Source organism: Bradyrhizobium sp. 192, assembly GCF_023100965.1.
GTDB classification, from domain to species: Bacteria; Pseudomonadota; Alphaproteobacteria; order Rhizobiales; family Xanthobacteraceae; genus Bradyrhizobium; species Bradyrhizobium symbiodeficiens.
Genome location: NZ_CP064690.1, coordinates 6482562 through 6507205, shown reverse-complemented (window position 1 = coordinate 6507205; position 24644 = coordinate 6482562). Strand labels below are relative to the sequence as shown.

Annotated in this window: 17 protein-coding genes and 2 pseudogenes; 7 read left to right on the top strand and 12 right to left on the bottom strand. The window is 65.6% G+C overall.

Going from position 1 to position 24644, the window contains the following annotated elements; genetic code table 11:
* Positions 1–2: 2 nt before the first annotated feature.
* The 6 genes from IVB24_RS30490 to IVB24_RS30465 form a co-directional block, all read right to left on the bottom strand.
* Positions 3–2207, bottom strand: coding sequence for an ABC transporter permease (locus IVB24_RS30490; RefSeq protein WP_247770188.1), 2205 nt, complete (start codon positions 2205–2207; stop codon positions 3–5).
* A complete protein-coding gene (locus IVB24_RS30485) occupies positions 2200–2982 on the bottom strand; it encodes an ABC transporter ATP-binding protein (protein WP_094974163.1) in 783 nt (260 codons plus the stop codon). The genes IVB24_RS30490 and IVB24_RS30485 overlap by 8 nt, the downstream gene beginning before the upstream one ends.
* Positions 2975–4051 carry a branched-chain amino acid ABC transporter permease gene (locus IVB24_RS30480; protein ID WP_247770187.1) on the bottom strand — a complete coding sequence of 359 codons (1077 nt, stop codon included), beginning with the start codon at positions 4049–4051 and terminating at the stop codon, positions 2975–2977. Before IVB24_RS30480 ends, IVB24_RS30485 begins: the two co-directional genes overlap by 8 nt.
* A 1-nt stretch (position 4052) precedes the next feature.
* Positions 4053–5063, bottom strand: coding sequence for a branched-chain amino acid ABC transporter permease (locus IVB24_RS30475; protein WP_094974138.1), 1011 nt, complete (start codon positions 5061–5063; stop codon positions 4053–4055).
* A gap of 439 nt (positions 5064–5502) precedes the next feature.
* Positions 5503–6330: an AraC family transcriptional regulator gene (locus IVB24_RS30470; RefSeq protein WP_094974139.1), complete on the bottom strand. Its 828-nt coding sequence runs from the start codon at positions 6328–6330 to the stop codon at positions 5503–5505.
* 124 nt (positions 6331–6454) lie between these two features.
* On the bottom strand, positions 6455–7705 hold the full coding sequence (locus IVB24_RS30465; RefSeq protein WP_140480724.1) for an ABC transporter substrate-binding protein: 1251 nt from the start codon (positions 7703–7705) through the stop codon (positions 6455–6457).
* 1224 nt (positions 7706–8929) lie between these two features.
* Here IVB24_RS30465 and IVB24_RS30460 point away from each other — a divergent pair.
* Positions 8930–9901: an IS110 family transposase gene (locus tag IVB24_RS30460; protein WP_247769734.1), complete on the top strand. Its 972-nt coding sequence runs from the start codon at positions 8930–8932 to the stop codon at positions 9899–9901.
* 272 nt (positions 9902–10173) lie between these two features.
* Here the strand turns inward: IVB24_RS30460 and IVB24_RS30455 are convergent, their stop codons facing one another.
* On the bottom strand, positions 10174–10689 hold the full coding sequence (locus IVB24_RS30455; RefSeq protein ID WP_247770186.1) for a ferritin-like domain-containing protein: 516 nt from the start codon (positions 10687–10689) through the stop codon (positions 10174–10176).
* Between the two features lie 85 nt (positions 10690–10774).
* On the opposite strand from IVB24_RS30455, the gene IVB24_RS30450 reads away from it, so the two are divergent.
* The 3 genes from IVB24_RS30450 (at position 10775) to IVB24_RS30440 (ending at position 13932) form a co-directional block, all read left to right on the top strand.
* A complete protein-coding gene (locus tag IVB24_RS30450; protein WP_094974141.1) occupies positions 10775–10969 on the top strand; it encodes a hypothetical protein in 195 nt (64 codons plus the stop codon).
* 8 nt (positions 10970–10977) lie between these two features.
* Positions 10978–11277 (top strand): hypothetical protein, encoded by a 300-nt coding sequence (locus IVB24_RS30445; protein WP_247770185.1) that lies wholly within the window; start codon positions 10978–10980, stop codon positions 11275–11277.
* A gap of 333 nt (positions 11278–11610) precedes the next feature.
* On the top strand, positions 11611–13932 hold the full coding sequence (locus IVB24_RS30440; protein ID WP_247774202.1) for a molybdopterin guanine dinucleotide-containing S/N-oxide reductase: 2322 nt from the start codon (positions 11611–11613) through the stop codon (positions 13930–13932).
* A gap of 24 nt (positions 13933–13956) precedes the next feature.
* On the opposite strand, the gene IVB24_RS30435 is transcribed toward IVB24_RS30440, so the two are convergent.
* Positions 13957–14943, bottom strand: coding sequence for an AraC family transcriptional regulator (locus IVB24_RS30435; RefSeq protein ID WP_247770184.1), 987 nt, complete (start codon positions 14941–14943; stop codon positions 13957–13959).
* Between the two features lie 354 nt (positions 14944–15297).
* Between IVB24_RS30435 and IVB24_RS30430 the strand changes: the two genes are divergently transcribed.
* Positions 15298–18177, top strand: a complete 2880-nt coding sequence (locus IVB24_RS30430; RefSeq protein WP_247770183.1) for a winged helix-turn-helix domain-containing protein — start codon at positions 15298–15300, stop codon at positions 18175–18177.
* A gap of 141 nt (positions 18178–18318) precedes the next feature.
* Here the strand turns inward: IVB24_RS30430 and IVB24_RS30425 are convergent.
* The 4 genes and pseudogenes from IVB24_RS30425 to IVB24_RS30410 all read right to left on the bottom strand — a co-directional run.
* Positions 18319–18672: pseudogene (locus IVB24_RS30425) on the bottom strand (alpha/beta hydrolase); the annotation flags it as partial.
* A pseudogene (locus tag IVB24_RS30420) lies at positions 18672–18893 on the bottom strand (alpha/beta hydrolase); the annotation flags it as partial. The pseudogenes IVB24_RS30420 and IVB24_RS30425, both read right to left, overlap by 1 nt.
* A gap of 192 nt (positions 18894–19085) precedes the next feature.
* Positions 19086–19793, bottom strand: coding sequence for a hypothetical protein (locus tag IVB24_RS30415; RefSeq protein WP_247770182.1), 708 nt, complete (start codon positions 19791–19793; stop codon positions 19086–19088).
* 117 nt (positions 19794–19910) lie between these two features.
* A complete protein-coding gene (locus IVB24_RS30410) occupies positions 19911–22769 on the bottom strand; it encodes a winged helix-turn-helix domain-containing protein (RefSeq protein ID WP_247770181.1) in 2859 nt (952 codons plus the stop codon).
* 319 nt (positions 22770–23088) lie between these two features.
* On the opposite strand from IVB24_RS30410, the gene IVB24_RS30405 reads away from it, so the two are divergent.
* Positions 23089–23760, top strand: coding sequence for a sensor histidine kinase (locus IVB24_RS30405; protein WP_247774201.1), 672 nt, complete (start codon positions 23089–23091; stop codon positions 23758–23760).
* A 148-nt stretch (positions 23761–23908) separates the two neighbouring features.
* On the top strand, positions 23909–24598 hold the full coding sequence (locus tag IVB24_RS30400) for a VOC family protein (protein WP_247770180.1): 690 nt from the start codon (positions 23909–23911) through the stop codon (positions 24596–24598).
* Positions 24599–24644: the final 46 nt, after the last annotated feature.

Here is a 24644-nt window from a genome sequence, read left to right as displayed (position 1 = left end):
GGTCACCTCGCTAGTCTCCGCCGCGCGCCGGGTCGCCCGAACAGGGTTCGGAACGCACTGACGATGGCGGCGGCGAAGTCGGGATCGTTGATGTTCTTCGGCGTGCGAATGAGCTGGCGATGACCGGTCTGCCGCACGGTCCGCTCTAGCGCGCGGAACAGCGCGGCGTCCGCATCGGGGTCCCAGAACGGCTGGCCGCGGGCATCGAGCGCGGAGACGCCGCCCTCGGGGAGAAAGAAGCGCACCGGGCCATCCATCTGATTGAGTCGTTCGCCAATCCAGCGGCCGATCCGCTCGTTCTCTTCCACGGTCGTCCGCATCAACGTCACCTGCGGATTGTGGACGTGGAATTTGCGGCCGCGGTAGCGCTCGGGAATGGTGTCGGGCGCGCCGAAATTGACCATGTCGAGCGCGCCGACCGAGCCGATATAGGGGACGCGCGTGCGGATGATCGCACCGAGGCGGTCGTCGGTTGCGGGAAACACGCCGCCCATCAGGAGATCGCAGACCTCCGTCGTGGTGAGGTCGATGACGCCCGCGAGCTGGCCGGACTCGACGAGTTTCTCCATGGAGCGTCCGCCGACGCCGGTGGCATGGAAGACCAGGCATTCGAAATCGTCGCGCAAATCGGCGGCGATCTTCTGCACCGCCGGCGTCGTCACGCCGAACATGGTGATGCCGACGGAAGGCAGGGCTGCAGCTGGGCGGGTCGCGCGCTGATCGAGTCGCGCCTTGACCATGCCGGCGAGCGCATGGGCGCCGTTGGCCAGCACCGCGCGCGAGATCGAGTTCAGCCCCTGCACGTCGGTGACGGAGTGCATCATGGTGATGTCGGCGGGGCCGACATAGGGCCCGACATCGCCGGAAGCGACCGAGGAGACGATCAGCTTGGGCACGCCGACGGGAAGCGCGCGCATGCCGGGGGCAACCAGCGAGGTCGCGCCGGAGCCGCCGGCTGAGATCACGCCGGCGACATTGCCCTGGCGCCGCAGCCAGCCGGCAAAGGCATCGGCCATCGCCGTCACGGCCGCGCCGCGGTCGGGGCCGAATACGGCGGAGCCGCCGCGGCCGTGGTTCAGTGCGATCTCCTGCGCGGAGACATCGCAGCTGGAATGCTTGCCGCTGGTCGAGACGTCGACCAGCCGCGTGCGCAGGCCGGTTTCCGCGATGATGTCGCGGATGAAGCGCAGCTCAAGACCTTTGGTGTCGAGCGTGCCGACCACCAGCACGACGGGCGGCCCGGCGGTCTGCGCCGCCGCCGGTTCGCGCTTGCGCCGCGCGGTGTCGTCGAGCCGCGCAACCTGGGTCGAGAGCGTGCGCGCTGCAGCCTCGATGCGGGCGATCGGCACCGGTTGCGACCACCGCGTCGGAAGCGTCGGGTTGGAGATGTAGATGCGGACCGGTCCGTCGCGGCGCGGCGCCGGCACCGGTTTGGCCTCCGGGCCGGATGCAGGGATGTCGAGATCCGGCTCTAGTTCGGCGTGGAGGCCGACACCGAGCAGGCGCTGCTGCAGCTCGCGGTCGGCGGCGAGCCGCGCGGAATCGATGATGCGGTTGATGCGGCCGTTGACCATGATCGCGACGTTGCGCGAGACCGCGGTGGCGACGCCGATATTCTGCTCGATCACGAGCACGGACATGTCGCCGTCCTCGCCGAGCCGCAGCAGCATCTCCTCGACTTGCGCCACGATGACGGGAGCGAGGCCTTCGGTCGGCTCGTCCATGACGAGCAGCTGTGGATTGGTGAGAAGCGCGCGCGAGATCGCCAGCATCTGCTGCTCGCCGCCGGAGAGCTGGCCGCCGCCATGGTCTTTGCGCTCGGCAAGGCGCGGGAAGGTGTCGTAGATGCGCTCGACGGTCCAGGCGCCGGACCGCAGCCCGCCGGCCAGCCGCAAATGCTCGTCGACGCTGAGCGAACGCCACAGGCGGCGTCCCTGCGGCACATAGCCGACGCCGAGCCGGGCGATCTGGGCGGAAGGCCGCCGCGTGATGTCCTCGCCGCGCACGCGGATCGAGCCGCCGCTCACCGCGACCAGCCCCATGATCGCCTTGCACAGCGTGGTCTTGCCCATGCCGTTGCGGCCGACGACGGAGAACACGCCGCTCTCCAGCGTGAGGTCGACGCCTTGCAGGGCGTGCGAGTGACCGTAATGGACGTCGAGCCCGCGGACCTCGAGTGCGGCCGCGGAGCGGCGGGACTCATTCATGGCCGCCTCCGAGATAAAGCTCCTGCACTTCCGGATCCGACTGGATCTCCTGCGGCACGCCTTCCTTGAAGACGCGGCCGTTGTGCATCATCGTGACGCTCTCGACGACGCGCAGCGCCACGTCCATGTCGTGCTCGATGATGATGTAGCCGATATGCGCCGGCAGCGAGGTCAGGATCTCGATCAGCTCGGCACGCTCGGTCGGCGACAGGCCCGCGGCCGGCTCGTCGAACAGCACGAAGCGGGGCGCGCCGGCGAGTGCGAGCGCGATCTCGAGCTGGCGCTGCTGGCCGTGCGCGAGTTCGGCGACGCGCTGGTCCTTCACGGCGGACAGATGCACGGCCTGGACCAGATTGTCGGCTGCGTGCATCAGGGCATCGTTCTGTCCCGGACGCAGGAACGAGAAGCGACCGCGCGAGACGCCGCGGCAGGCGAGATAGACATTGTCCTGCACGGTGAGGCCGGGGAACAGCGCGGAGATCTGGTAGGTCCGGCGCAGCCCGCGGCGGATGCGTTCATAGGGCGGGAAATGCGTGACGTCCTCGCCGAAGAAGCGGATCGTGCCGGAGGAGGGCGGGAAGTCGCCGGTGATGCAGTTGAACAGCGTGGTCTTGCCGGCGCCGTTGGAGCCGAGCACGGCGCGGCGTTCGCCGGGACGCACGGTGATGGTGACGTCGGTGAGCGCGGCGAGCGCGCCGAACAGCCGCGTCACGCCGCGCAGCTCCAGCGCGGCGCCGGCGCCGACGGCCGAGAGGCGCTGGGCGACGCTATCCATGGCGACGCCCTCCACCGGATCGGTCGGCGCCGCGGCGCTGGCGCCAGCGCTGCCACAGCCCGATGACGCCGTCCGAGGACCAGAACACGATGGCGAGGAAGCCGAGTCCGATCAAAAGCCGGAATCGGTTGCCGTCGAGGCCGATCCTGACCAGGAAATCGAGCGCGAAGGTGCGCAGCAGCACGAAGATCAGCGCGCCGATGAAGGGACCGATCGGGCGCGTGATGCCGCCGACGACGGCGATGATCAGCACGTCGATGCAGGCGCCGACGCTGACGGAGCCTGGCGATATCTGGCGGTAGTTCCAGACCTGGAGGACGCCGGCGAGCGCCGCGATGAAGGAGGCGACGGCATAGGCTGCGACGCGATGCGCATTGACGTTGAAGCCCAGCGCCGCCATGCGCCTGGGATTGTCGCGCACACCCTGCAGCGCGAGTCCGAACGGGGCGCGCGAGAGATATTCGACGGCGAAATAGCAGAGCGCTGCGACCGCGAGCACGATGTAATAGAAGGGAATGTCAGCGCGCCAGTTCACGCCCCAGAAGTGCGGCGTGGCCACGGTGTTGATGCCGGTATGGCCGTTGAAGATCGCCCAGTTCTGGTTGGTGAAATAGTAGAAGGCAGCGCCGATCGCCAGCGTGATCATGATGGTGTAGATGCCTTCGGTGCGTACCGCGAGCGCGCCGCCGAGCGTGCCGAAGGCGGTCGCCAGCGCCAGCGCCATGGGAACCGCGAGCCACCACGGCCAACCAAGACTGATATTGGCGTTGCCGCTGACACCGAACACGGCGACCATGTAGGCCGAGAAGCCCGCGATGGTGAGCTGCATCAGGCTGACCATGCCGCCATAGCCGGCGAGGAACATCAGGCTCAGCGCCATGGTGCCGAGGATCAAGGTGGAAGCGAAGATCTCGATCAGGAAGAAGCCGTTGGCGATCAGCGGCATGATCAGGAGAATGACCGCGACGATCCAGGCCGCGGGATGGTTGATCTCAGGCCATATGCGCGCCGGGCGCTGCGCCAGCGCGGCGGGCCGTACGGTGATGCGGCTATCGTGAGCGAGCGACATCTCAGCGCCTCGCCAACAGGCCTTGCGGCCGGATCGCCAGCACCAGCACCATGATCAGGAAGGTCACGACGATGGCATAGGTGGGGATGTAGACCGAGCCGAGCTGCTCGGCGAGGCCGATGATCAGCGCGCCGAGCGCCGCGCCGGGGATCGAGCCCATGCCGCCCACGATCACGACGACGAGGGAGGCGAGCAGGAAGCGGATGTCCTCGCCCGGCGACAGGGATTGGAAGGTGCCGCCGACGACGCCGGCGATGCCGGCAAGTCCCGCGCCGAACGCAAACACCGCCACGAAGACGAGCTGGATGCGCACCCCGGTCGCCGCGAGGATATCGCGATCGTCGACGCCGGCACGGACGATCATGCCGACCCGGGTGCGATTGAGAACAAGCCACATCGCAACGCCGATGACCACGGAAGCGGCGAAGATCACGAGCCGGACCATGGGATATCTGAGATAGACCGGTTCGCCCGAGGACTTGATCGCCGTGACCAGCGGCAGCTCCATGGGGCCGATCAGCCAGTTCGGTGTCTGGATCTGGTAGAAGTCGCCGCCGCAGGCCCACAGCATGAGGTCGGCGAACACGATCGAAAGCCCGATCGTCACCATGGTCTGCCTGAGATCCTGTCCCTCCATCCGGCGGAACACGATCAACTGGAGCAGGACGCCGACCATGGCGGTGAGGATGAAGGCGACGATGAAGCCGAGCACCCACGAGCCGGTTGCCGTGCTGATGGCGTAGCCGACATAGCCGCCGAACAGATAGAGCGAGCCGTGCGCGAGGTTGACGTTGCGCATCAGGCCGAAGATCAGCGTGAAGCCACTCGCGACGAGGAAGTAGAGGCCTCCGAGCGTGATGCCGTTGAAGACCGCGTTGAGGAAGACGCGCTTGCGGCCGATGGCCTCTTCGAGGCCCGGCGGCCAGATCGCGAAGACCAGCCAGAGCCCGACGGCGATGGCGATGATCGAGATCAGCGCCCAGGCCGGATGGCGTTCGACAAAGCGGCTCATGGCTTCACCTCGCCCCGCTTGCGGGGGGAGAACCGCATATCGGGAACGGCGTCTCCGCGGCCCATCCTTCGAGACGCCCGCATTGACGGGCTCCTCAGGATGAGGCCGGAGCATGCGGCAGCAGGTCCGATGCCGATCAGCCTCATCCTGAGGAGACCGCGGAGCGGTCGTCTCGAAGGACGAGGCGCTTGCTCGGGCCGTTCCAAGAGATCTTCTGCGATTTTCCCCCCGCACGCGGGGAGACGTCGCGAAGGCGCGGGCACACCCCAACCGCCTCCCCGCATGCGCGAAGAGGAGGGATGCAAGCCGTCGTCGGCTGCGAGCCCTGCCATGGACGTACGTCCTCCCGTCGGTCGCGACCCTCTTCCGGGATCGCGTTGCCCGCATCCTAGCGGGGCTGCGAGGGCGACGTTTGATCGTGAGTATCTTTTCGCGCAGCTCAGGCGCGCAAAATCTTGGCTGCGCGACGATAATCGGTCGGCGCCATCCCGACATTGGCAGCGAAGAAGCGGGTGAAGCCGCTCTGGGAGGAGAAGCCGAGATCGAAGCCGATATCGGCGATCGGCGCCTCGCTCGCCACCAGCGCTTCGAGCGCCTGTTCCATGATCAGCGTGTTGAGATAGAGGTTCGGCGTCACGCCGGTCTGGACGCGAAACAACCGGTAGAAATGCGGCCGCGACAGGCCGGATTCCCGCGCGATTGCATCGAGTTCGATCTCGGCGCCGGGGCTTTCCGACATCATCTTGATGCACTTGCGCACGCGAAAATCGGTGACGGAGCCGTTTGCGCGAGGATCACGCGCGATCTCGGCCTGCTGCCAGCTTTCGTCGTAGCAGACGTCGATCAGCCGCCGCAGCTCGGAATCCAGGCTGGAGAGCGATGGTGCGCCGCACACGAGCGCGGCGGTCCGCCTGATATGCTTGTCCAGCGCCGGCGTGCGCCGGAACTGGGTGCGGCCGAAACGCATCCGGTGGGTGCCGGATGCATCGGGCGCAAACCATTCGGCGTTGACATAGAGCACGAAGAAGATCGCGCCGCCGTCGAGATCCGCGGGTAGGAAATTGTGCGGCTCCCACGGATTGACCGCGACCACGGACGTCTCGTTGAGATCGTGGTGTCCGTCGGAGACGTCGATGCATGCGGGCATGCCGCCGACATGGAAGATCAGATGACCTTCACGATGGGCGTGGATATTGAAAGGGCGGTTCAACTGATAAACCGTCGCCCGGCCAAACCGGCCATGGAAGACGGCGAGCGCACGGCTCATGCCTTCCCCTCCCGAATGTTCTTGTCTTTTCGGTCAGCGTTCAACAACGCCGGCGAGATTGCAAGAGCGGAGAGCGACCGCGTCAGCGAGTCGCTCCCCGGGTTGTGCATCGCAGGAGTATGCGTCAGTACTTCTTACATTCCGGCACGGTGCGGCTCGGCAACCCGATCTTGGAGAAGACGGCCGGGTCGTAGCCGAGCGTCTGGTTGACGTTCGGGATCACCTTCACGACCTTGCTGAACAACGCGCCCTTGCCGTCGTCGACCACCTCGGTGACGAAGTTGGTGCCGATCGCCTGGCGATTGGCGTCGAGCTTGATCTTGCCGTTCGGCGCGTCGATCTCGATCTTGGCGAGGGCTTCCTTGTACTTGGCCTGGTTGTTGGAGAGATCGCCATTGACCGCACGCAGCGCCAGGATCAGCGCCATGGTCGAGCCGTAATAGTTGGTGGCGAGCAGCGACGGGCTCGGGAATCGCTTGTTCGGCGGGAAGGCGTCCTGATAGGCCTTCACGAATTTCTGCCAGCCCGGATCCTCCCAGGTGTCGGCCTGGCCGCTCGCCGCGATGGTGCCGACCAGGGCGTTCTTGGCGTTGCCCTTCGACGACAGGATGGTCTGGTCGATCATGATCGAGCCGCCCATCAGATGCGCCTTGCCGCCGGCCTGCTGATACTGGTTGAGGAAGTTGACGGCGTCGGCGCCGCCGAGCCCGAGATAGATCGCATCGACGTCGTCGGGCAGTGCCGCGATGACCGAGGCGAAGTCTTTGGTGCCGAGCGGCACCCATTGCCGGTTGGTGACCTGTCCGCCGGCGCCGCAGAACTCGAGCACGAGACCGAACACCTGGGTGTAGATGAAGGAATAGTCCTCGCCGACGGTCGCGATCTTGCGATACTTCTTTTCCTCATAGGCGTATTTGCCGAGGCCGACCTGCCACTGCGCGCCGTCCATGTTGTAGCGGAAGAAGTTCGGGGCGGGATCGACATAGGTCGTTTCCTGCGCGCCGGACGCGGCGTTGATGAAGGTCAGCTCGGGATGGGTTTTCGCGAAATTCTTCACCGCGATGCCCTCGTCGCCGGAGAGCGGCGAGAGCAGGATCTGCACCTTGTCCTGCTCGATCAGCTTGCGCACGGCGCGCACCGCGCTGTCCGGCGTCGCGTCGGTCGAGGCGACGATGAATTCGAGCTCCTTGTCGCCGACCTTCTTGCCCAGGACGTTGAGGGCCGTCTGGTGGCCGCGCATGCCGTCCTCGCCGAGCACCGTGTAGGTGCCTTCGAGGGTTGCGGTTACGCCCACCTTGATCTTCTCCTGGGCGAACGCCGCGGTTGAAAGAAACAAGCTGCTCAGCGCGAGCAGTCCCACACTGCATTTCGACATTGTGCTCCTCCCTGTGTGTCGTCTTTTGTCGCCGCGTGGCTCTCGAAAGGCCCGCAGCTTTGATGGGAAAGCTAACCGAAGTCGGACGCTGTGCATGCGTCGGCGCCTCCTTTGGTTTGACGGGCAGTCTCATTTTCGAATGGTGCGGTGCAAATGCTTCCGCGATGCAACAGGCGGTCGCACCGCGCTGGTGATGCTCGACGGAGACAGGCACCATGGCGCCCGGCGGAGCGTTGCCTGTGTCGCCCGCTGTCAATCCACGCGCGCGAAAATATTCCACTTTACCGAAATTCGGTTTCGGCGTATGTGTCGTCCATCCCGGCTCACCCAAGAGGGGCGACGTGTCGTCGTCATGTTCGCGAGCCGGGCTTGCGGTGGACGCGGCAGCGTCGGCATGAGAGGTGCGGGCAGGGCGGGTAGTCCCTGTGAGCCCGTAACCGCGTGCGGACGACGGCGCTGCTAGGCTCCGTCTCGCTCGTAAGTTTCCGGCTCTGTCGACGGAGCCAGGGAATACTGCGGCGACATGGCGGGCCGTGCGTACGGCAAAACCGTGTGGTCCTGGCCGTCGTTGCCACGGTCAAGCTCTTGCGAAGGTGCGAGCGAGCCCAACCGGGCAGACTGCATCGTTTAAATTCGCGGGGTGAGGGAGGCCAGAAGGAATGGTCGGCTCCCGGGAGATCACGGCATAAGCCGTCCAGCCACTGCGCAGGGAAGGCCGAGTGATCGGCGACACCTGTATGCTGCTGTGCGGTCTTTTTTGCGCGTGCCTTTCGCGCAGCGGACCGTGGGTGCCAGCCGGCACCCGGCCTTCCCTGCGCCCTCTTGGATTCAGAGGGTAGCGAGACCAGGCAAAGCTCGGGCGAAATCCGCCGCGAGGACGGGAAGGCATGTCTGCAAGCGAGCTGCTTGTCACAAGCCGGATCTCGTAGGGTGGGCAAAGCGAAAGCGTGCCCACGCCTTGTTGCTCAAAGAGGGAGATCGTGGGCACGGCGCTTGAGCGCCTTTGCCCACCCTTGTATTAGCGCATCGGTATAGGATTGGCCCCGTTCCGTGAGGAATGGCCCAGCCCGGGTGGCCACCCTGGCTGGGCCGCCGATCGATCGGATCGATGCCCACCGAAGCCTTGAGGGCTGCGTTTCGTAGCAAGATCGCGGTCGGCACTTCATCGGGACCCGCATGGTTGAACGAACTTCAGGTTCGCATAACAAGGGAGGGTCGAGGAAGATGGCCAAGCGTAACACGATCTGTGCCGGGATCGATACCGGCAAACGCAAGCTCGACGTGGCGATCGATGGCAACTCTGAGCAGTTGCGGGTCGACAACACGGCAAGAGGTCACCAGGCGCTGGTGGAGTGGTTGAAGTGCCGCAAGGTAAAGAGGGTCGGGATCGAGGCAAGTGGAGGCTACGAGCAGGCGGTCGTTGCGGAGCTGCGGCGCAAGCGTTTCGTCGTCGTGCTGTTTCAGCCGAAGCAGGTCCGCGCCTATGCCACGTTCCGTCTGCTGCTGGCTAAGAACGACAGGATCGACGCGGCGCTGATCGCGACGTGCACTGCCGCGGTCAAGACGATCCATCCTGCACCGGATCCGCGGTTGCAGCCCTTTGCCGAGCATCTGACCATGATCGATCAGATCACGGAAGACATCGCAAGGCTGAAGAACCGGCTCGAGAGTTGCCGCGACAAGCGGATTCAAGGGGTTTGGAAGGCGCAGATCGCGCTGTTGGCAAAGTCCAAACGAGCCGAGTTCAAGGCGCTGCTGGCGGCGATCCGCAAGCATCCTGATCTCGCCGCACGGCTCGATCTGATCTACAGCGTCGCCGGCTGCGGTCTGCCGACCGCGGCTGCCGTCCTGATCAGGATGCCCGAGATCGGCAACATCACACGCGAACGGGCCTCAGCTCTCAGTGGACTGGCGCCTTACGACGACGATAGCGGCGAACGATCCGGTGCCCGTCACATCAAAGGTGGCCGTGAGCGGCTGCGTTGGGCGCTCTACAACGCGGCTCTTCCGGCATCCTCCCGATGGAACCCGCAGATGAAGGCTCTCTATACAAGGCTGATCGCCGCCGGAAAATCTCATAAATGCGCGCTGGTCGCTTGCGCCAAAAAGTTGCTCGTCACGATCAACGCCGTGGTCGCCCGCGGAACTCCGTGGATCGCCGAAGCGCCTCAAACTGCCAAGCTGCCCGCCACCTGATCGCGTTTCTTTGTTCGATCAGGCGGCCGTTTCTTCGTCCCGACCTTCCGCCTGGACGACGCCGTGCGCCGCGGCCGTCAAGGTTGGCCGTCGCGAACGCCCCGCGTCAAACTCGCTCCCGCCAGGCCACACCTTGACGGCTGCAAGCCCGGCGTCATGCTTGCGGAAAATCGGGAGAACCTTAATGGTTGCTACGGCACTGATGCGCGGGCGACGAGGCAATCCAGAATGTCTCCGCGGAAAGACCCCAGATTGCCCTCCCGCACATCTCGTCAGGCGGCGTTGGACGCCTTGGCGTTGACGCCCTTGCGAAGAGCCACCGTGTTCAGCTTGGTGTTGGCGGCCTTCTCTTCGTTCAAATTGGTGGTGAGGAAGCGCACGATGTCGTCGTGGCCCAGCTCTTCCGCCCAGGCGATCAGCGTGCCGTAGCGGCACATCTCGTAGTGCTCCACCGCCTGCGCGTTGGCAACGATCGCGGCGTCGAGCACGGCCTTGTCCTCGATCTCTCCGGCGGTCTCGTCGGCCTCCTTGATGATGCCGTCGATCGCAGGACATTGCGTGCCGCTGGGCTCCTTGCCGAGCTTCGCGAACACCTTGCCGAGCCGCTCGACCTGCTTGTTGGTCTCGTCCAGATGGGCTTTCAGCCCGGTGACGAGATCCCTGTTGGTCGCCTTGTCGATCATCTTCGGCAGCGCCTTCAGGATCTGCTGCTCCGCGTAGTAGATGTCCTGCAGCCCGTGCAGCAGCAGGCCTTCCATCGTTTTGATATCCTTGGTGAAGAAACCCATAAATGACCACTCCTTTGACAATGATGGCAGTGGAACGCTCCACGGCGACAGCTGTTCCATTCCGTGGTGAGACCAGGAGAGCCGAATGAGCGACGGAATTGATCATCTTGCGGGTCTGCTCGGACGCGCGGCGATGGACGTGTGGGGCGATATGCCCCGCGATATCCAGGAAGCGCTGTTCGAGACCGCCATGAAGGGCCGCGCTACCGAGCGCGAGGAGCTCGCGCGGCTGCTGCACGAGCGGCACCCGCGCACGCTTCATCCGGCCCGGCCGGGCTGATGCCGTGGATGGAACGATCGTATGCTGCGCCGATTGGTAAATTGAGCGACGCGCCGCCGAATGGTTCGCATCGGGCCGCGGGAGGCGCAACGCTGGACCGTCGGAAAATCTGTGAGTCGATCGCCGTGACTGGGATGAACATCGGAAAATGGTACGACCCGATCTCAGAGCGGTGGATCGTGCCGCGTGAAGCGCGCGCCGTCGCCGGATATGGCCGGTCCAATGCCGAGAAGGCGCCGGAGGATCACGCGAAAGGCGAGGCGCAGCGGATCTGGCAATTGTTAGTGGATTGCTGCGCAGGTGAGTGAGGCCGAGCCGCAGTGGGGCCTATGCGGCCCGCCCGGCACGCATCGTCATAACGTGATCACGTAGACCGCGAAGGCGATGATGATCGCCAGGCTCACGTCGACGCTGATTAATAGCTTGCCCATGCTGCTCCTGCGGTATCAATGAAACGGGCGAGGCCTTCGTTCCTCGCCGCGCAGTCGCCCCATCGGGCTTGGGCGAACGCCCCTGCAGCGGCTTCCGGCCTCGCGCGGGGCAGCCCAGCGTTTCCGTCAACGCTGATCTCGACGAATTCCGGATCGGATCGGTATATTACCACCCTGATTGCAGGCCGATGCCGGAACAAGGATCAGATGATGGACGATACGATTGGCTTCCCCGATCCCGGTCTCGACCTCTCGGATGGCTTCAAGCCGCACACCTCGCATTGGGGCGTGTTTTCCGCGCGTCAGAGCGCGGCCGGGCTGGAGGTCAGGGCCTATGCGGGCGATCCCGATCCGAACGGCATCATCGATAATTTCCCTGGCGCGCTCCGCCACCAGGCGCGCATTGCCCAGCCGGCGATCCGCCGCGGCTGGCTCGAGCGCGGGCCGGGTCCCGACGATCGCCGTGGCCGCGACGAATTCGTCTCCGTGAGCTGGGAGAAGGCCCTTGACCTCCTCGGCGACGAACTCGGCCGCATCCGCGACACGCGCGGGCCCGGCGCCGTGTTCGGCGGTTCCTATGGCTGGTCGAGCGCCGGCCGCTTTCATCACGCCCAGAGCCAGGTGCATCGCTTCCTCAACACCGCGATGGGCGGCTATGTGCGCTCGGTCAATTCCTATTCCTCGGGCGCGTCGTCGGTGCTGCTGCCGCAAATCCTCGCGGGCTATGAAGACATCACCAAGCGCAACGTCACTTGGGAGCAGATCGCCGATCACACCGACATCGTGCTGGCGTTCGGCGGCATGGCGCTGAAGAACTCCATGGTGGCCGGCGGCTCCATCAGCAAGCATGTCGAGCGGGGCGCCATGGCAGCGGCCCGCAAGCGCGGCTGCGAGTTCATCCTGGTCAGCCCGCTTCGTGAAGACCTGCCCGTCGAGGCCGGTGCGGAGTGGATGACCTGCGTGCCGAGCACCGATACCGCCTTGATGCTCGGCCTCGTCCACACGCTTGTCAGCGAAGGCCTGCACGATCAGGCCTTCCTCGATCGCTACACGGAAGGGTGGTCCGTCTTCCTGCGCTACCTCACCGGCGAGAGCGACGGGCAGGCAAAGCATGCCGAATGGGCCGCCGCGATCTCGGGCGTCGATGCCGAGACGATCCGCACGCTCGCGCGCCGGCTCGCCGGAAAGCGCGCACTGATCACCGTCTCTCATTCGCTGCAGCGGGCCGAGCATGGCGAGCAGCCGGTGTGGATGGGCATGGTGCTGGCGGCAACGCTCGGCCAGATCGGCCTCCCCGGCGGCGGCTATGCCTATTCGCTCGGGGCGATCGCCTACTACGGCCGCCGCGTCAACGACGTGCCGGGGCCGACGCTGGGACAGGGCCGCAATGCCGTCGCCGATTTCATTCCGGTGGCGCGCATCGCCGACATGCTGCTCAAGCCGGGCAGCACCTATCGCTACAACGGCGAGACGCGAACCTATTCGGACATCCGCATGGTCTACTGGGCCGGCGGCAATCCCTTCCATCATCATCAGGACATCAACCGCCTGCGCAAGGCCTTCGCCCAACTCGATACGTTCGTCGTGCACGAGCTCGCCTGGACCGCCACCGCCCGTCATGCCGACATCGTGCTGCCCGCGACGATGACGCTCGAGCGCGAGGACATCGGCTATTCCAGCAACGACCCTCTCATGGTCGCCATGCATCAGGTCGCCGAGCCGTTCGGGCTTGCTCGCGACGACTACGATATTTTCGCTGATCTCGCCGAGCGTCTCGGCGCCCGCGAACCCTTCACCGAGGGCCGCACGTCGCGGCAGTGGTTGGAGCATCTCTACGAGCCGACACGCGCCTCGCTCGCCAGGCGCGGACTGGAAGCGCCAAGCTTCGACGAGTTCTGGGCGCGCGGCAGCCTGGTCGTGCCGCAGCAGCCCGATGATGGCGGCCGGTTGCGCCGCTTCCGTGAGGATCCCGTCGATCACGCGCTGCCGACGCCAAGCGGGCGCATCGAGATATTTTCGGCCAAGATCGCGGGGCATAACGATGCGGATTGTCCGGGACATCCGGTCTGGCTCGACAAGACCGACACGCCCAGGCCGGGGGCGCCGTGCTTCCTCGTCGCCAACCAGCCGGCGACGCGCCTGCACAGCCAGCTCGATTTCGGCGGCCATTCGCTTGGCGCGAAACATCGCGGCCGCGAGGTCGCGCGGATGAACCCGGTCGATGCGAACGCGCGCGGCATCGGGGACGGCGACATCATCCGCCTGTTCAACGATCGCGGGGCGTGCCTTGCCGCGGTCCGCGTCACCGACAGCATTGCGCCCGGCGTGGTCCAGCTTCCGACCGGCGCCTGGTACGATCCGATGGACCCCGAAGAGGAGGCGCCGCTGTGTGTTCACGGCAATCCGAACGTGCTCACCCGCGACGTCGGGACTTCGTCGTTCGCGCAAGGCTGCACGGGGCAGCTGACGGTGGTCGAGGTGGAGAAGTTCACCGGCAATCTGCCGCCGATCCGCGCGTTCGATCCGGTGTAGCCCTCTCGTGCCCCTGAGGCGGCACTACGCCGCGGCGCTGGCGATCCAACCGACCTCCGGGGAAGGACGCCGCCGCGGCGGCGCTTCGACCTCGAGCCGTTCATCCCTGCTGGCGAGGCGCCAGCGTGCCGGCGATTCACCGCTGATGCGCTTGAACACGGTCGAGAAATGCGCCTGCGTGCTGAAGCCCACGGCAAGCGCGATCTCTGCCAATGGCCGCTCGGTGGTTGCAAGCAGCATCTTGGCCTGCTCGGTCCGATAATTGAGCAGATATTCGCGGGGACGGTAACCGGTCGCGATGCGGAATTGCGCCGCAAAGTGCATCCGGGACAGGCCGGCGACATTGGCGAGTTCGGACAGGCTGATGCATCGGTGGAAATGATCTGCGACATATTGCTCGACACGCCGCAGTCGCCATTTCGGCAAGGCATTGACCCGGACGCGCGGCAACTCCATCCGGGTGAGATGCATCGCCAGGGTCTGGCCGATGCACTGCGTAAAACGTCGGTCAGCGGCGTCGCTCTGCTCGATCAACGCCTTGGCAAGCTCGGCGGCGAGTGGATCGCGCAACAGCACGAGGTCATTGAGCCCGTCAGTCGCAACGACATGTGCCGGAAGATGATCCGCGGAGATGTGGACGTGCAGGAAGGCGCATGGCGACTGGAATTGCACGCCGAGGGACTTCGACGGAGCGGTGACATAGAGCGTCCCCGCAGGCATCGTGCCGTCGAAAATGATCTGGCGGTCCCGTGTCAGCTTCGCGCGCGCGGTCTTCAGGGCGATGCCGATGAAATAGCGGTCGTCCGGCGTCGTCGTTTCGTGCGACGAGCTGCTCCGCGAGTCCTCCCATCGCGAAATGGTGACGTCCTCGGTCGCGCCATCCGGTGCGCGATCGATCTGACGCCATCGGCTCTCCCGGGCGATCACCTGAGTCGGGCGAAGAACCTCGCGATCCCGCGCGCCGGCGGGAAGATCGATCCAGGCATCTGCCGCTTGCAAATTGTTCGACATCGCTCGTCTTCTCCTGGTCCTGTGGCTGCTTGCGACGACCGGCAAACGCGCAAGCCCGGTGCTCTCCATGCTCGGAGGATAGGCGGGAGCTGGCCAGGACGCCCGTTAGTGGTGATGAGGAGTTGTTAGATTTTGTGCGTGTGCGCAGGTGCGACAGCCCGCCGCAGACGTTTGATTAGGTCCAATTTGTCGAATATTCGCCCGGCTACCCTGTTTGAGGGGCCCTCACGGAGCATCGCTTGGGGGATCGACGTGCCGGTGTGAGACCCGCGAAGGGCCTTCGCTGGACCTCGCATTGGGGCCGGGTATAGTCCCTGCGCGTTTCGAGGAAGCCGTCGTCATGATGAGAAAGATGTGACCGACCTCTCGGCAGGACATGACCCCGGCGGCGGCGCCGGAACGATCCCTGATCTCGATGCCGTCTCGTTCGGGCCGTTTTCGTTGCGGTCGCGGCTGCTGCAGAAGGACGGCGAGCCGGTCAAGCTCGGCAGCCGCGCAATGGATATTCTGCGCCTGCTCGTCAGCCGTGCCGGCGAGGTGGTGCCCAAGAACGAGATTATCAGCTACGCGTGGTCCGGACTCTCCGTCGAGGAGATCAGCCTGCGGGTTCATGTCGCTGAGCTGCGCAAGGCGCTCGGCGACGGCAAGGACGGTGTTCGCTACATCACCAACGTCCCGAGCCGGGGTTATTGCTTCGTCGCGCCGGTGCAGCGTGGCACACGCGCAGAGCCGCCCGCACCAGCGTCGCTGCCGCCCGATAAAGTGGCGCCGCCACCGTCTCTGCCGCATCGTCTGGACCGGATGATCGGGCGGGACGAAATCGTGGCCGAGCTGGCGCCGCGTTTGCTCCGCGATCGTTTCGTCACGCTGCGCGGGCCAGGCGGTATCGGCAAGACCACCATCGCGGTCGCGCTCGCGCATGAGCTGTGCGACAGCTTCGAGGGCAACGTCCATTTCCTCGAATTCGGTCCGCTCAAGGACGCCGCGCTGGTGGCGAGCACGGTCGCCGCCGCGCTGGGCCTCGTCGTGCATCACAACGATCCGGGCGGCAGCATCGTCAATTTCCTGCGCGTGCGGCGGCTGCTTCTCGTTCTCGACAGCTGTGAGCACGTCATCGACGCTGTCGCGCGTCTCGCAGAGGACATCTATCGTGAGGCGCCCGGCGTCGCCATCCTCGCCACCAGTCGCGAGTCGCTGCTGGTGGCCGGCGAGCAGATCTTCGAGCTCGTCCCGCTGCCGGGCCCGCCGCAGGGCGCGCGCCTCAGCGCCGGTGAGGTGCTGGGCTATCCGGCTGCGCGTCTGTTCGTCGATCGCGCCAATGCGGCGGGGCATCGCGACGACCTCACCGACGAGGATGCGGAAGTCCTGGTGCAGATCTGCGGCAAGCTCGATGGCATCGCGCTCGCGATCGAACTCGCCGCCGCCCGCGTCGGTCTCTACGGGCTGCGCGAGATGGCGGCGCTGCTCGACAGCCGCCTGCAGCTCGAATGGCGCGGACGGCGAACGGCGCCGCCGCGGCAGCAGACGCTTGGCGCCACGCTCGACTGGAGTTTCGGCCTGATCGGCGAGAACGAGCGCGTCGTGTTCCAGCGGCTCGCCGTCTTCGCAGGTCACTTCACCCTGAAGGGCGCAATAGCGGTGGCGGCCGAGGAGGAGACGCCGGAGGATCGCGTCGTCGACGCGCTGGAGCAACTCGTGGCCAAGTCGCTGGTGTCCTCGCAGCCGGACGGCGCATCGCGGCGTTATCGACTGCTGGACGCGACGCGTGCCTATGCCATGCAGAAGCTGGTGGAGGTCGGTGAGGCCAACGTCATCGCGCGCCGTCACGCTTGTCATGTCCAACGCACGCTCGAAGCCGGCCTGGCGGCGCAGGGCGGCGGCGGCCAGCTGTCACGCCCGCATCAGCGGGCGGGTCTGCTCGCCGATGCCCGCGCGGCGCTGGCATGGAGCTACGCCAATGACGACGGCGCGGATTTGCGCGTGCCGCTTGCCGGCAGTTGCATGGGTCTGTTTGTCGAGCTCAATCTGCTGAACGAGGCGCGCATCTGGTCCGATCGCGCACTCGCAATGCTCGACGACGCCGATCGTGGCGGCCGATGGGAGCTCGAGCTTCAGTCGACGCTCGGCCACGCCTTCATGTTCACCGAGCGCAACAGCGAGCAGGCGGAAGCGGCACTCAGGCGCGGGCTGGAGATCGCGCAAGCGCTCGTCGACCACGCCAATACGTTCAGGCTGCTGTCGCGGCTGAACATGTACTACCGCCGGACCGGCGGCTACCGGCATCTGGTGCCGACAGCGCGTCACGCCGAGCGGATTGCGCGCCTGATCGGCGATACCGCGGGCATTGCCGGCAGCAAAGCGCTTCTCGGCGTGTCCTATCACCTCGCCGGCGACCAGGCCGAGGCGCAGGCTCATCTCGACGAGGGCATGCGCGACGACGCCGCGCTGCGGGGCACGCAACCCGGACATTTCGCCTATTCGCGTACGCCGCAGATTCCGCTCGCGCGCGTGTTGTGGCTGCGCGGCTATCCCGATCGCGCGCTCGAATGCGTCCTTCCGCTCGTCGGCGCGTCAGCGCCGCGCGACGTGGTCATGCATTGTATCGCGCTGTGCTGGTCCGCCTCGGTGTTCGGCTGGGTTGGCGACTGGTCCGCCGTCGAGACCATGAGCGCTCGCCTGGCGACGCATGCGAGCATGCACGGGCTCGTCCCCTACGAAGCCGTTGCGACCGGGTTTCGGGCGCGGACCTTGATCGCCCATGGCGAGGTAACCGGCGGCATCGACCTGTTGCGGAGCGCGCTCCCGCGCCTGCACGCGGATCGCTACGAGCTCTATATGTCGGCATTCGCCGCGGATCTGGCTCGGGGGCTGGTGTTTTCGGGGCGATTGGCGGAAGGCGCGCAGGTCCTGCACGAAACCATCGACCGCGTCGAGCAGGAAGGCGGCGCCTTCGACATGCCGGAACTGCTCCGTCTGCGCGGAGAGCTCGAGGCGCAGGGTGGGAACCTCGACGCGGCCGAGGCAAGCCTCGTCGCGTCGGCGGAGCTCGCCGAGCGACAGGGGGCGCTGTCTTGGCGGCTGCGCACCGAAATGTCACGCGCGCGGCTGCGCGAGCGGCAAAGTGTCGGAAATCCGCGCGAACAGCTCGCCAGGACCTATGCACAGTTCACCGAGGGGTTCGAGACCGCCGATCTCAAAGCCGCACGGCTCATGCTGAACCCGCCCACCGCCTGATCAAGCCGGAGGGCTTATCCGGGCAGCCATGCCGGACCGAACTGGATCAGCATGAGCAGGACGACGACGAGCAGGGCGAGGGTCGCAAACAGCCGGCGCATCCCCGGTCGCTCCCTTGGTGCGGGTTTCGCCATTGTGATGCTAGCTCGCGGTTGCCACGTCCAGGATCGCGTCGGCGAAGGCCTTTGGCGCCTCCTGCGGCAGATTGTGCCCGATTCCGCCCTTGATGGTCCGGTGCGAATAGCGCCCGGAGAATTTTGCGGCGTAGGCGGACGGCTCCGGATGCGGCGCCCCGTTGGCGTCGCCCTCCATGGTGATGGTGGGCACGGTGATCACGGGGGCCTGCGCCAACCGCGCCTCGTAGGCGTCGTATTTCGCCTCGCCTTCGGCGAGGCCGAGGCGCCAGCGGTAATTGTGGATCACGATCGCGACGTGGTCCGGATTGTCGAAGGCCGCCGCGCTTCGCTCGAAGGTGGCATCGTCGAAATGCCATTCAGCAAGGGCTCCCACATCCGCGACGAGGACGGGAAGCCGTGCAGCAGCAGCACGGCCGGGGCGTCGGGCGATCCGGCCTCGCGATAGAAGGTCTTGAGACCGCCGATATCGACGGTGTGATAGCTGATCGAGCGCCGGCTCGATCGCAATTCCTGCGCCGAGGCCGGTACGACGGCGCAGGCCATTGCGGCGGAGAGGGCGAGGGCGGCTGGAATGCTCATGTCGTTGCTTTTGCGCATAGCGTGAGGGTTTGCGGAAAGTGCTGCGGCGCATTCCACGCGCGTGGCTGCGTCGGCCGGGTTTCGTTCGAGCACGTCGTTCGTTGCTCGCAAACCCAATCTGCGCTCAAAGTGGACTGTTGGCTCGTTATGTATTGTTAGGCGTTGAGAGCGGCCGTATCAGGCGTGTCGCCGCTATTCGAAGACGGCGTCGAAGATCTCGACGTCCATCAGCACCGGCTTGGCAATCACGGTTCCATCGGGCCGCACTGTCTGCGCGCGCCGAAGTGTCGGCACCACGATGCCGCCGAATCTGTCATGGGCCCAGGAGGAGTGCGCGACCTTCATCCCGAAGAGGTCGTGATCTGTCCGCCGCTGCAGCGCGCTCTCGTCGAAATAGAAGACCTGCTCGGGCGCGAGCGTCATCAGGTGAGCCGGGAATTGTGCCCGCAGCCTTCGCCAGGTTTCGGCATTCTCCTGCCAGGGCGACAGCTCCTCGATCACGACGTCAGGATGGGCAAGCAGGAATGGAATCGTCACATAGCTCCAGATCGCGACGCCGCAGAAGAAGATCAGGTGCAGCTCATCAGCGAGCGCTGACGGATCGACCTCGGGAAATGCAAGGCTGGGGTTAGGCCAGGACCGCAACACGTCACCATCCAGGCTCTCGATCGTGATCGCATCCGGTTGAAAGGAGCCGGAGTATTCACCCCCGGTGATGCCGGTGAAGCGCACCGATTGCGTCCGGGTCGAGCCTTCCGCGGTCACGTCCTTGAATTCCCGGGCATGGCCGGCACTGGAGAACAGCGTTCCGCCAACGGAAAGGTGGAGCGTGAACCGGTTCAAGCTGTTCCAGCGGGCCATTCCGCCGCTGGCATCGATTACATCGTCAAGAAGCGCCATGTCCCGCCATATCCACCGTGAGTGTTTCCACCATGGCGGGGCCCATGCGGCTTGGCGTGTTAGAAGTTGTTAGGAGTTGCGAGCGGGCATCATGGCGGTATCTCGTTGAAGATACTCTCAATTCAGGGTGCTCAGCAGCTCCCTGGCAGCGATCAGATCGCGGGTCTGCAAGCCCTCCTGGTAGCGCGCAACGAGGGGGGTGAGCAAAGCGCGGACGTCAGCTGGCTGGCCGGCCCGCTCCCAGATGCGGCCAAGGCTGATCGCCCCGCGAAGCTCCCAGCCGACCGCGGATTGACGCCGGGACAGATCGAGCGATTTGCGCAAGATCCTCTCCGCCTCTGCAGCGTGGCCCGATCCGGCGAGGATGTCACCCTTGATCCTGAGCATCTCCGGCATGTCGAAGGATTCGCCATGATCGGGAATCTGGGCGATCGCTTCGTTGATCGTCTGCAAGGCCTCGTCGGGCTGGTTCTGGGCGGCGAGACCCTCCGCGAGCGCCGTCGCAAACACCGTCGTCATGATGCGGTGCCGTGTCGCATACAACGTGGCCTGGCTGCGGCGAAGGTGCTCGATGCCCGCCGCGGCGTCGCCGCGGCGCAGCAGCAGCTCGCCCTTCTGGCCGATGCCGACCGCGTGATAGGGGCCGAGGAAGTGCCGTGCGGAATGATCGATCAGCCGATCGATCAGGATTTCGGCATCGGCCCAGTCGCCGACCCAGAGGAACACGTAGATCGTCCAGATCAGGGAGATGCCGAGGGTGAGAGGCTGCTCGAGCAACTCGGCCTCGCGAACGGTGTATCTGGCCACCTCGACCGCTCGCTCGGGCCGGCCCGTGAGCCAGAGCCCGCGCGCCAGCGCAACCAGCGCGACGATGCGGTCGTCATAACCGAGATGGCCGATGTTGAGCCGTTGCGAGCCTGGATTGTGCACCATCGCGCTTTCGCAGAACCGAACCGCCTTGTCCTGGTTGCCGATCAGATGATGCGCGACGCCGAGCATCCAATCCACGTTCAGCGCGGCCGCGGAATCATTCAGCTTGCGCGCAACGCCCTCGCCCTGTTCGCCGGTGTCGAGCGCGCCGTGAAAATCTCCAACCCTGGTCAGGTAGATGTGCAATCCGCGCAGCAGCCAGAGCTGCCAGTGCAGGTCATCGAGCTGCCGGGCGAGTTCGAGACTGCGCGTGAAGGCCGACCGGACCGCTTCCGTATTGCCCTGCGTGAACATCACGGAGACGCCGAGCGCGGCCTGCAGGGTCATCTCCTGGCGGCTGTCGACGGCGCGCGTGTCGAGGGACGCCAGCGCCTGCTGGGTCCATCGGTAGCATTCCGTCAGCAATGTCAGTTCGAGGAAGAACTGGGCCGCCGAGGCCGCCAGATCCACGCCGATCGTCCGGTCGCCGCGGTCCGAAAAGCTGAACGTCAGCGCGGCCCTGACATTGGGCAAATGGTCGGCATAGGGAAGGAAGCCGCCCGCGCTCTGCATGCCCGTGGACTTGAGGGCAATGTCGTGCAGGACGTCGCGGAAATATTCGGCGTGGGCACGCGCGACGCGGTCCGCTTCCCCCTTCTCGACGAGCTTGTCCGCCATGAAGGCGCGGGTGGTGTCGAGCAGGCGATAGCGCAGCCGCCGCTCCGCCGGCGAGGTCGCGATCAGGGATTTGGAGAGTAGGTTCGAGATGGCTTCCACGCCTTCGGGCTCGTCGACACCCTGGCAGGATGCGACCGCAAGCGCGGCTTCCAGCGTGAAGGGCCCGACGAACACCGACAAGCCGCGCAGGGTCGCGCTCTCGGTCGGCGGCAGCAGATCGTAGCTCCAGGCGACCGCGGCGCTCAGGGTCTGGTGCCGCGGAATCGCCGTGCGCCGTCCTCGCCACAGCAGCGAGAAGCGGCTGTCCAGCAGTGATGCGGTTCCGGCAATGCCATAGGCGTTGACGCGTCCGGCGGCGAGCTCGATGGCCAGTGCAATGCCGTCCAGGCGCCGGCAGATTTCGGCAACGAGCGGCGCATCCTCCTCGGTGAGCTCGAATTCGCTCAGGCTCTCGGCAATGCGTTCCACGAAGAGCTGGCTTGCGGGATAGGCAAGGATGTCGGCGATGCCGAGGCCTTCACGCTGCGGCGGGCAATCCAGGGGAAACAGCCGGTGGACGCGCTCACCTTCGGTCCGAAGGGATTCGCGGCTGGTGGCCAGAATATGTAGCTGCGGCGCCTCGCGGACCATGCGCTCGGCCAGAGGGGCGAGTTCGTCGAGGATATGCTCGCAGCTGTCGAACACCAGCAGCATGCGCCGGCTGCGCAGGACTGTCAGCAGGCTCGGCACGGGATCGTCGGCATTGACGGTCAGGCCCAGTGCGGAAGCAATCGTGCCGGGAACCAGCCGGACATCCGTCAGTGCGCCGAAATCGACGAAACACACCTGGTCATCGAAGGCCGCGAGCTCGCGATGCGCGACGGCAAGCGCGACCGACGTCTTGCCGATTCCGCCCGGGCCGACGATTGTGACGAAGCGATGCTGGGCAAGCTCGGCGGAGATTTTCTCGACCGCATCGTCCCGCCCGATCATCTTGGCAAGCGGTGTGGGCAGCGAACGTGGCGAAGCGGCCGGCAGGCCGGCCCGGCTCTCCGAAGGCGCAGCCCGGAGCAACGGGGCTGCGAAGCAATAGCCGCGGCCGGGGACGTTGATCACATAGCGGGAACCTTCGCCGGCAGTGCCCAAGGCCTTGTCGTCCAAAGCCTTGCGAAGCGTCGTGATGTGGAAGCGCAGGCTTCCCTCGTCGACGTTGACGTCGGCCCAGACACGCTTGATCAACTCTCGCTTGTCCACGACCTCACCGGCACGTTCAGCGAGACAGATCAGGATATCGAGCGCGCGGCCGCCGAGATGATGCGGTGCGCCGTCCCTTTCAAGCAATCGCGATTTCGCGAACAAGCGGAAGGGCCCGAAGGCAATGGCCGAATCCTGCTCGTTGGTGTCTGGCACGGGCGAGTAATCCGGTGAAAGGGCTGATGTTCGCAATTTGAACTACCAGAACGCGCTGTCCAGTAAACCGGCCGAAAGTGGCGAAATCGCGTGACCGTCGGCCGATTGCATGGAAGCGATCCCGGCAATCTCACCCAAAAGCAGCAATTTTGGGCACGGCCGGGCCAGCTGAGCAGTCCCATTGGCAGCGATCGACCGGGCGCTGACCGGGTGCCTGCACCGCCCTTCATAACAGAATCTTGCAACGTCTAACGGGCTAAACACGCGCGATGCATCCAGTATGGCCCTCGAGTTAGATCCTATCAACGGGGAAGCCATGATGTCCATTATCGACGCTCGGCCGAACGACCATGTCGTTCGATCTCAACTCGTCGCCAGTCTCGATGAGCAGTCGCATGATTGGGAACTCGTGCTGCGGGAATCCCACCATCGCATGAAGAACACGCTGACGCTGCTGGGGGCGTCGGTCCGTCGCGATTTCACGCGTGCGGGCAGGGGCGATGTGTCGCTGGCGGTGGACCGGCTCGAGCGGCGCATCGTCGCCTTCGGCAGGCTCTATCAACTCTTGTCCGATCATGGCGATCTGCCGGTGGTCTCCGCAGCGGCCTTCTTCGAAGGCCTGTGCAAAGCGATCTCCGAGGCCGTGCTGGAGCCGGCGGGCATCCGCTGCGAGGTTGCGATCGAAAGCGGCTTGTTGCCTTCTGCGCAGTGTCATCGGCTCGCGCTGATGCTGACGGAGCTGGTGACGAATGCGGCAAAGCATGCTTTCCCGAACAAGAATGGTGCGTTGATCCGCATCGGCCTGGCCAGGCGCGACGGCACCTGGCTCTGCACGGTGGCCGACAACGGCATCGGTGCCACCGGTCCGCTTCAGGGCACCGGCAGCCGGATTCTCGAAGGGCTCGCTCGCAGCATCCACGCTCGGTTGCAGGGCGAGGCGGGGGAGGGCGGCACGCGGGTCACCATCGTGCTGCCGATCGCTGCGGCGTGACGGCTGGAGAAGTTTTGCCCTCCCCTCACAACGGCTGGCGGAGCCCAACACTGCATGACGGGCAAAGGTCTCTCCTTTGCGCGACAGTCTTGACGTCCGGAGCGGGTGTCGATCCCGAGAACCCGCGGCTTGAAACAAGGAGTTCGACATGGCTGTGATCGAGATCAATCGCGAAGCTGAAACAAGGCCCTCGAAATCTCGCGGAGTTGATTCAAAGCTCGAGGTCCTCGTGATCCCGGTGGCCGACGTCGACCGCGCCAAGGCGTTCTATGCGCGACTCGGCTGGCGGCTGGACGCCGACTTCGCCTCAGGCGACGACTGGCGCGTGATCCAGTTCACGCCGCCGGGCTCGGCCTGTTCGGTGATCTTCGGCCGGAACGTCACGGCCGCAGTGCCCGGCTCGGCGCGAGGCCTGTATCTGGCCGTGTCCGATCTCGAAGCGGCACGACAGGATCTGCTCGACCGCGGCGTCGAGGTCAGTGCGCCATTCCACGGTGCCGGCGACGTTCACGCCGGACCTGACGAGCCATATCTGTTCGGCAGCGTTCGAGTCGGCGGTGTTGACCCGAAGCGCGGCAGCTATGCTTCATTCGCCGCGTTCAGCGACCCCGACGGCAATGGCTGGCTGTTCCAGGAAATCACCACACGATTGCCGGGACGCATCGCGCCCGACACAACGACATTTGCCTCAACGACGGATCTGGCCGCAGCGCTGCGTCGCGCGGCGCTGGCGCATGGCGAGCATGAGACGCGGAGCGGCGGACACGACGAGAACTGGGCGGATTGGTACGCCGACTACATCGTCCGCGAGCAAGCCGGCCAGCCGCTGCCGACTTGAGCTGCAGCGTGAGATATCTCCCGACCTTGGCCGACACGGCGCGCGA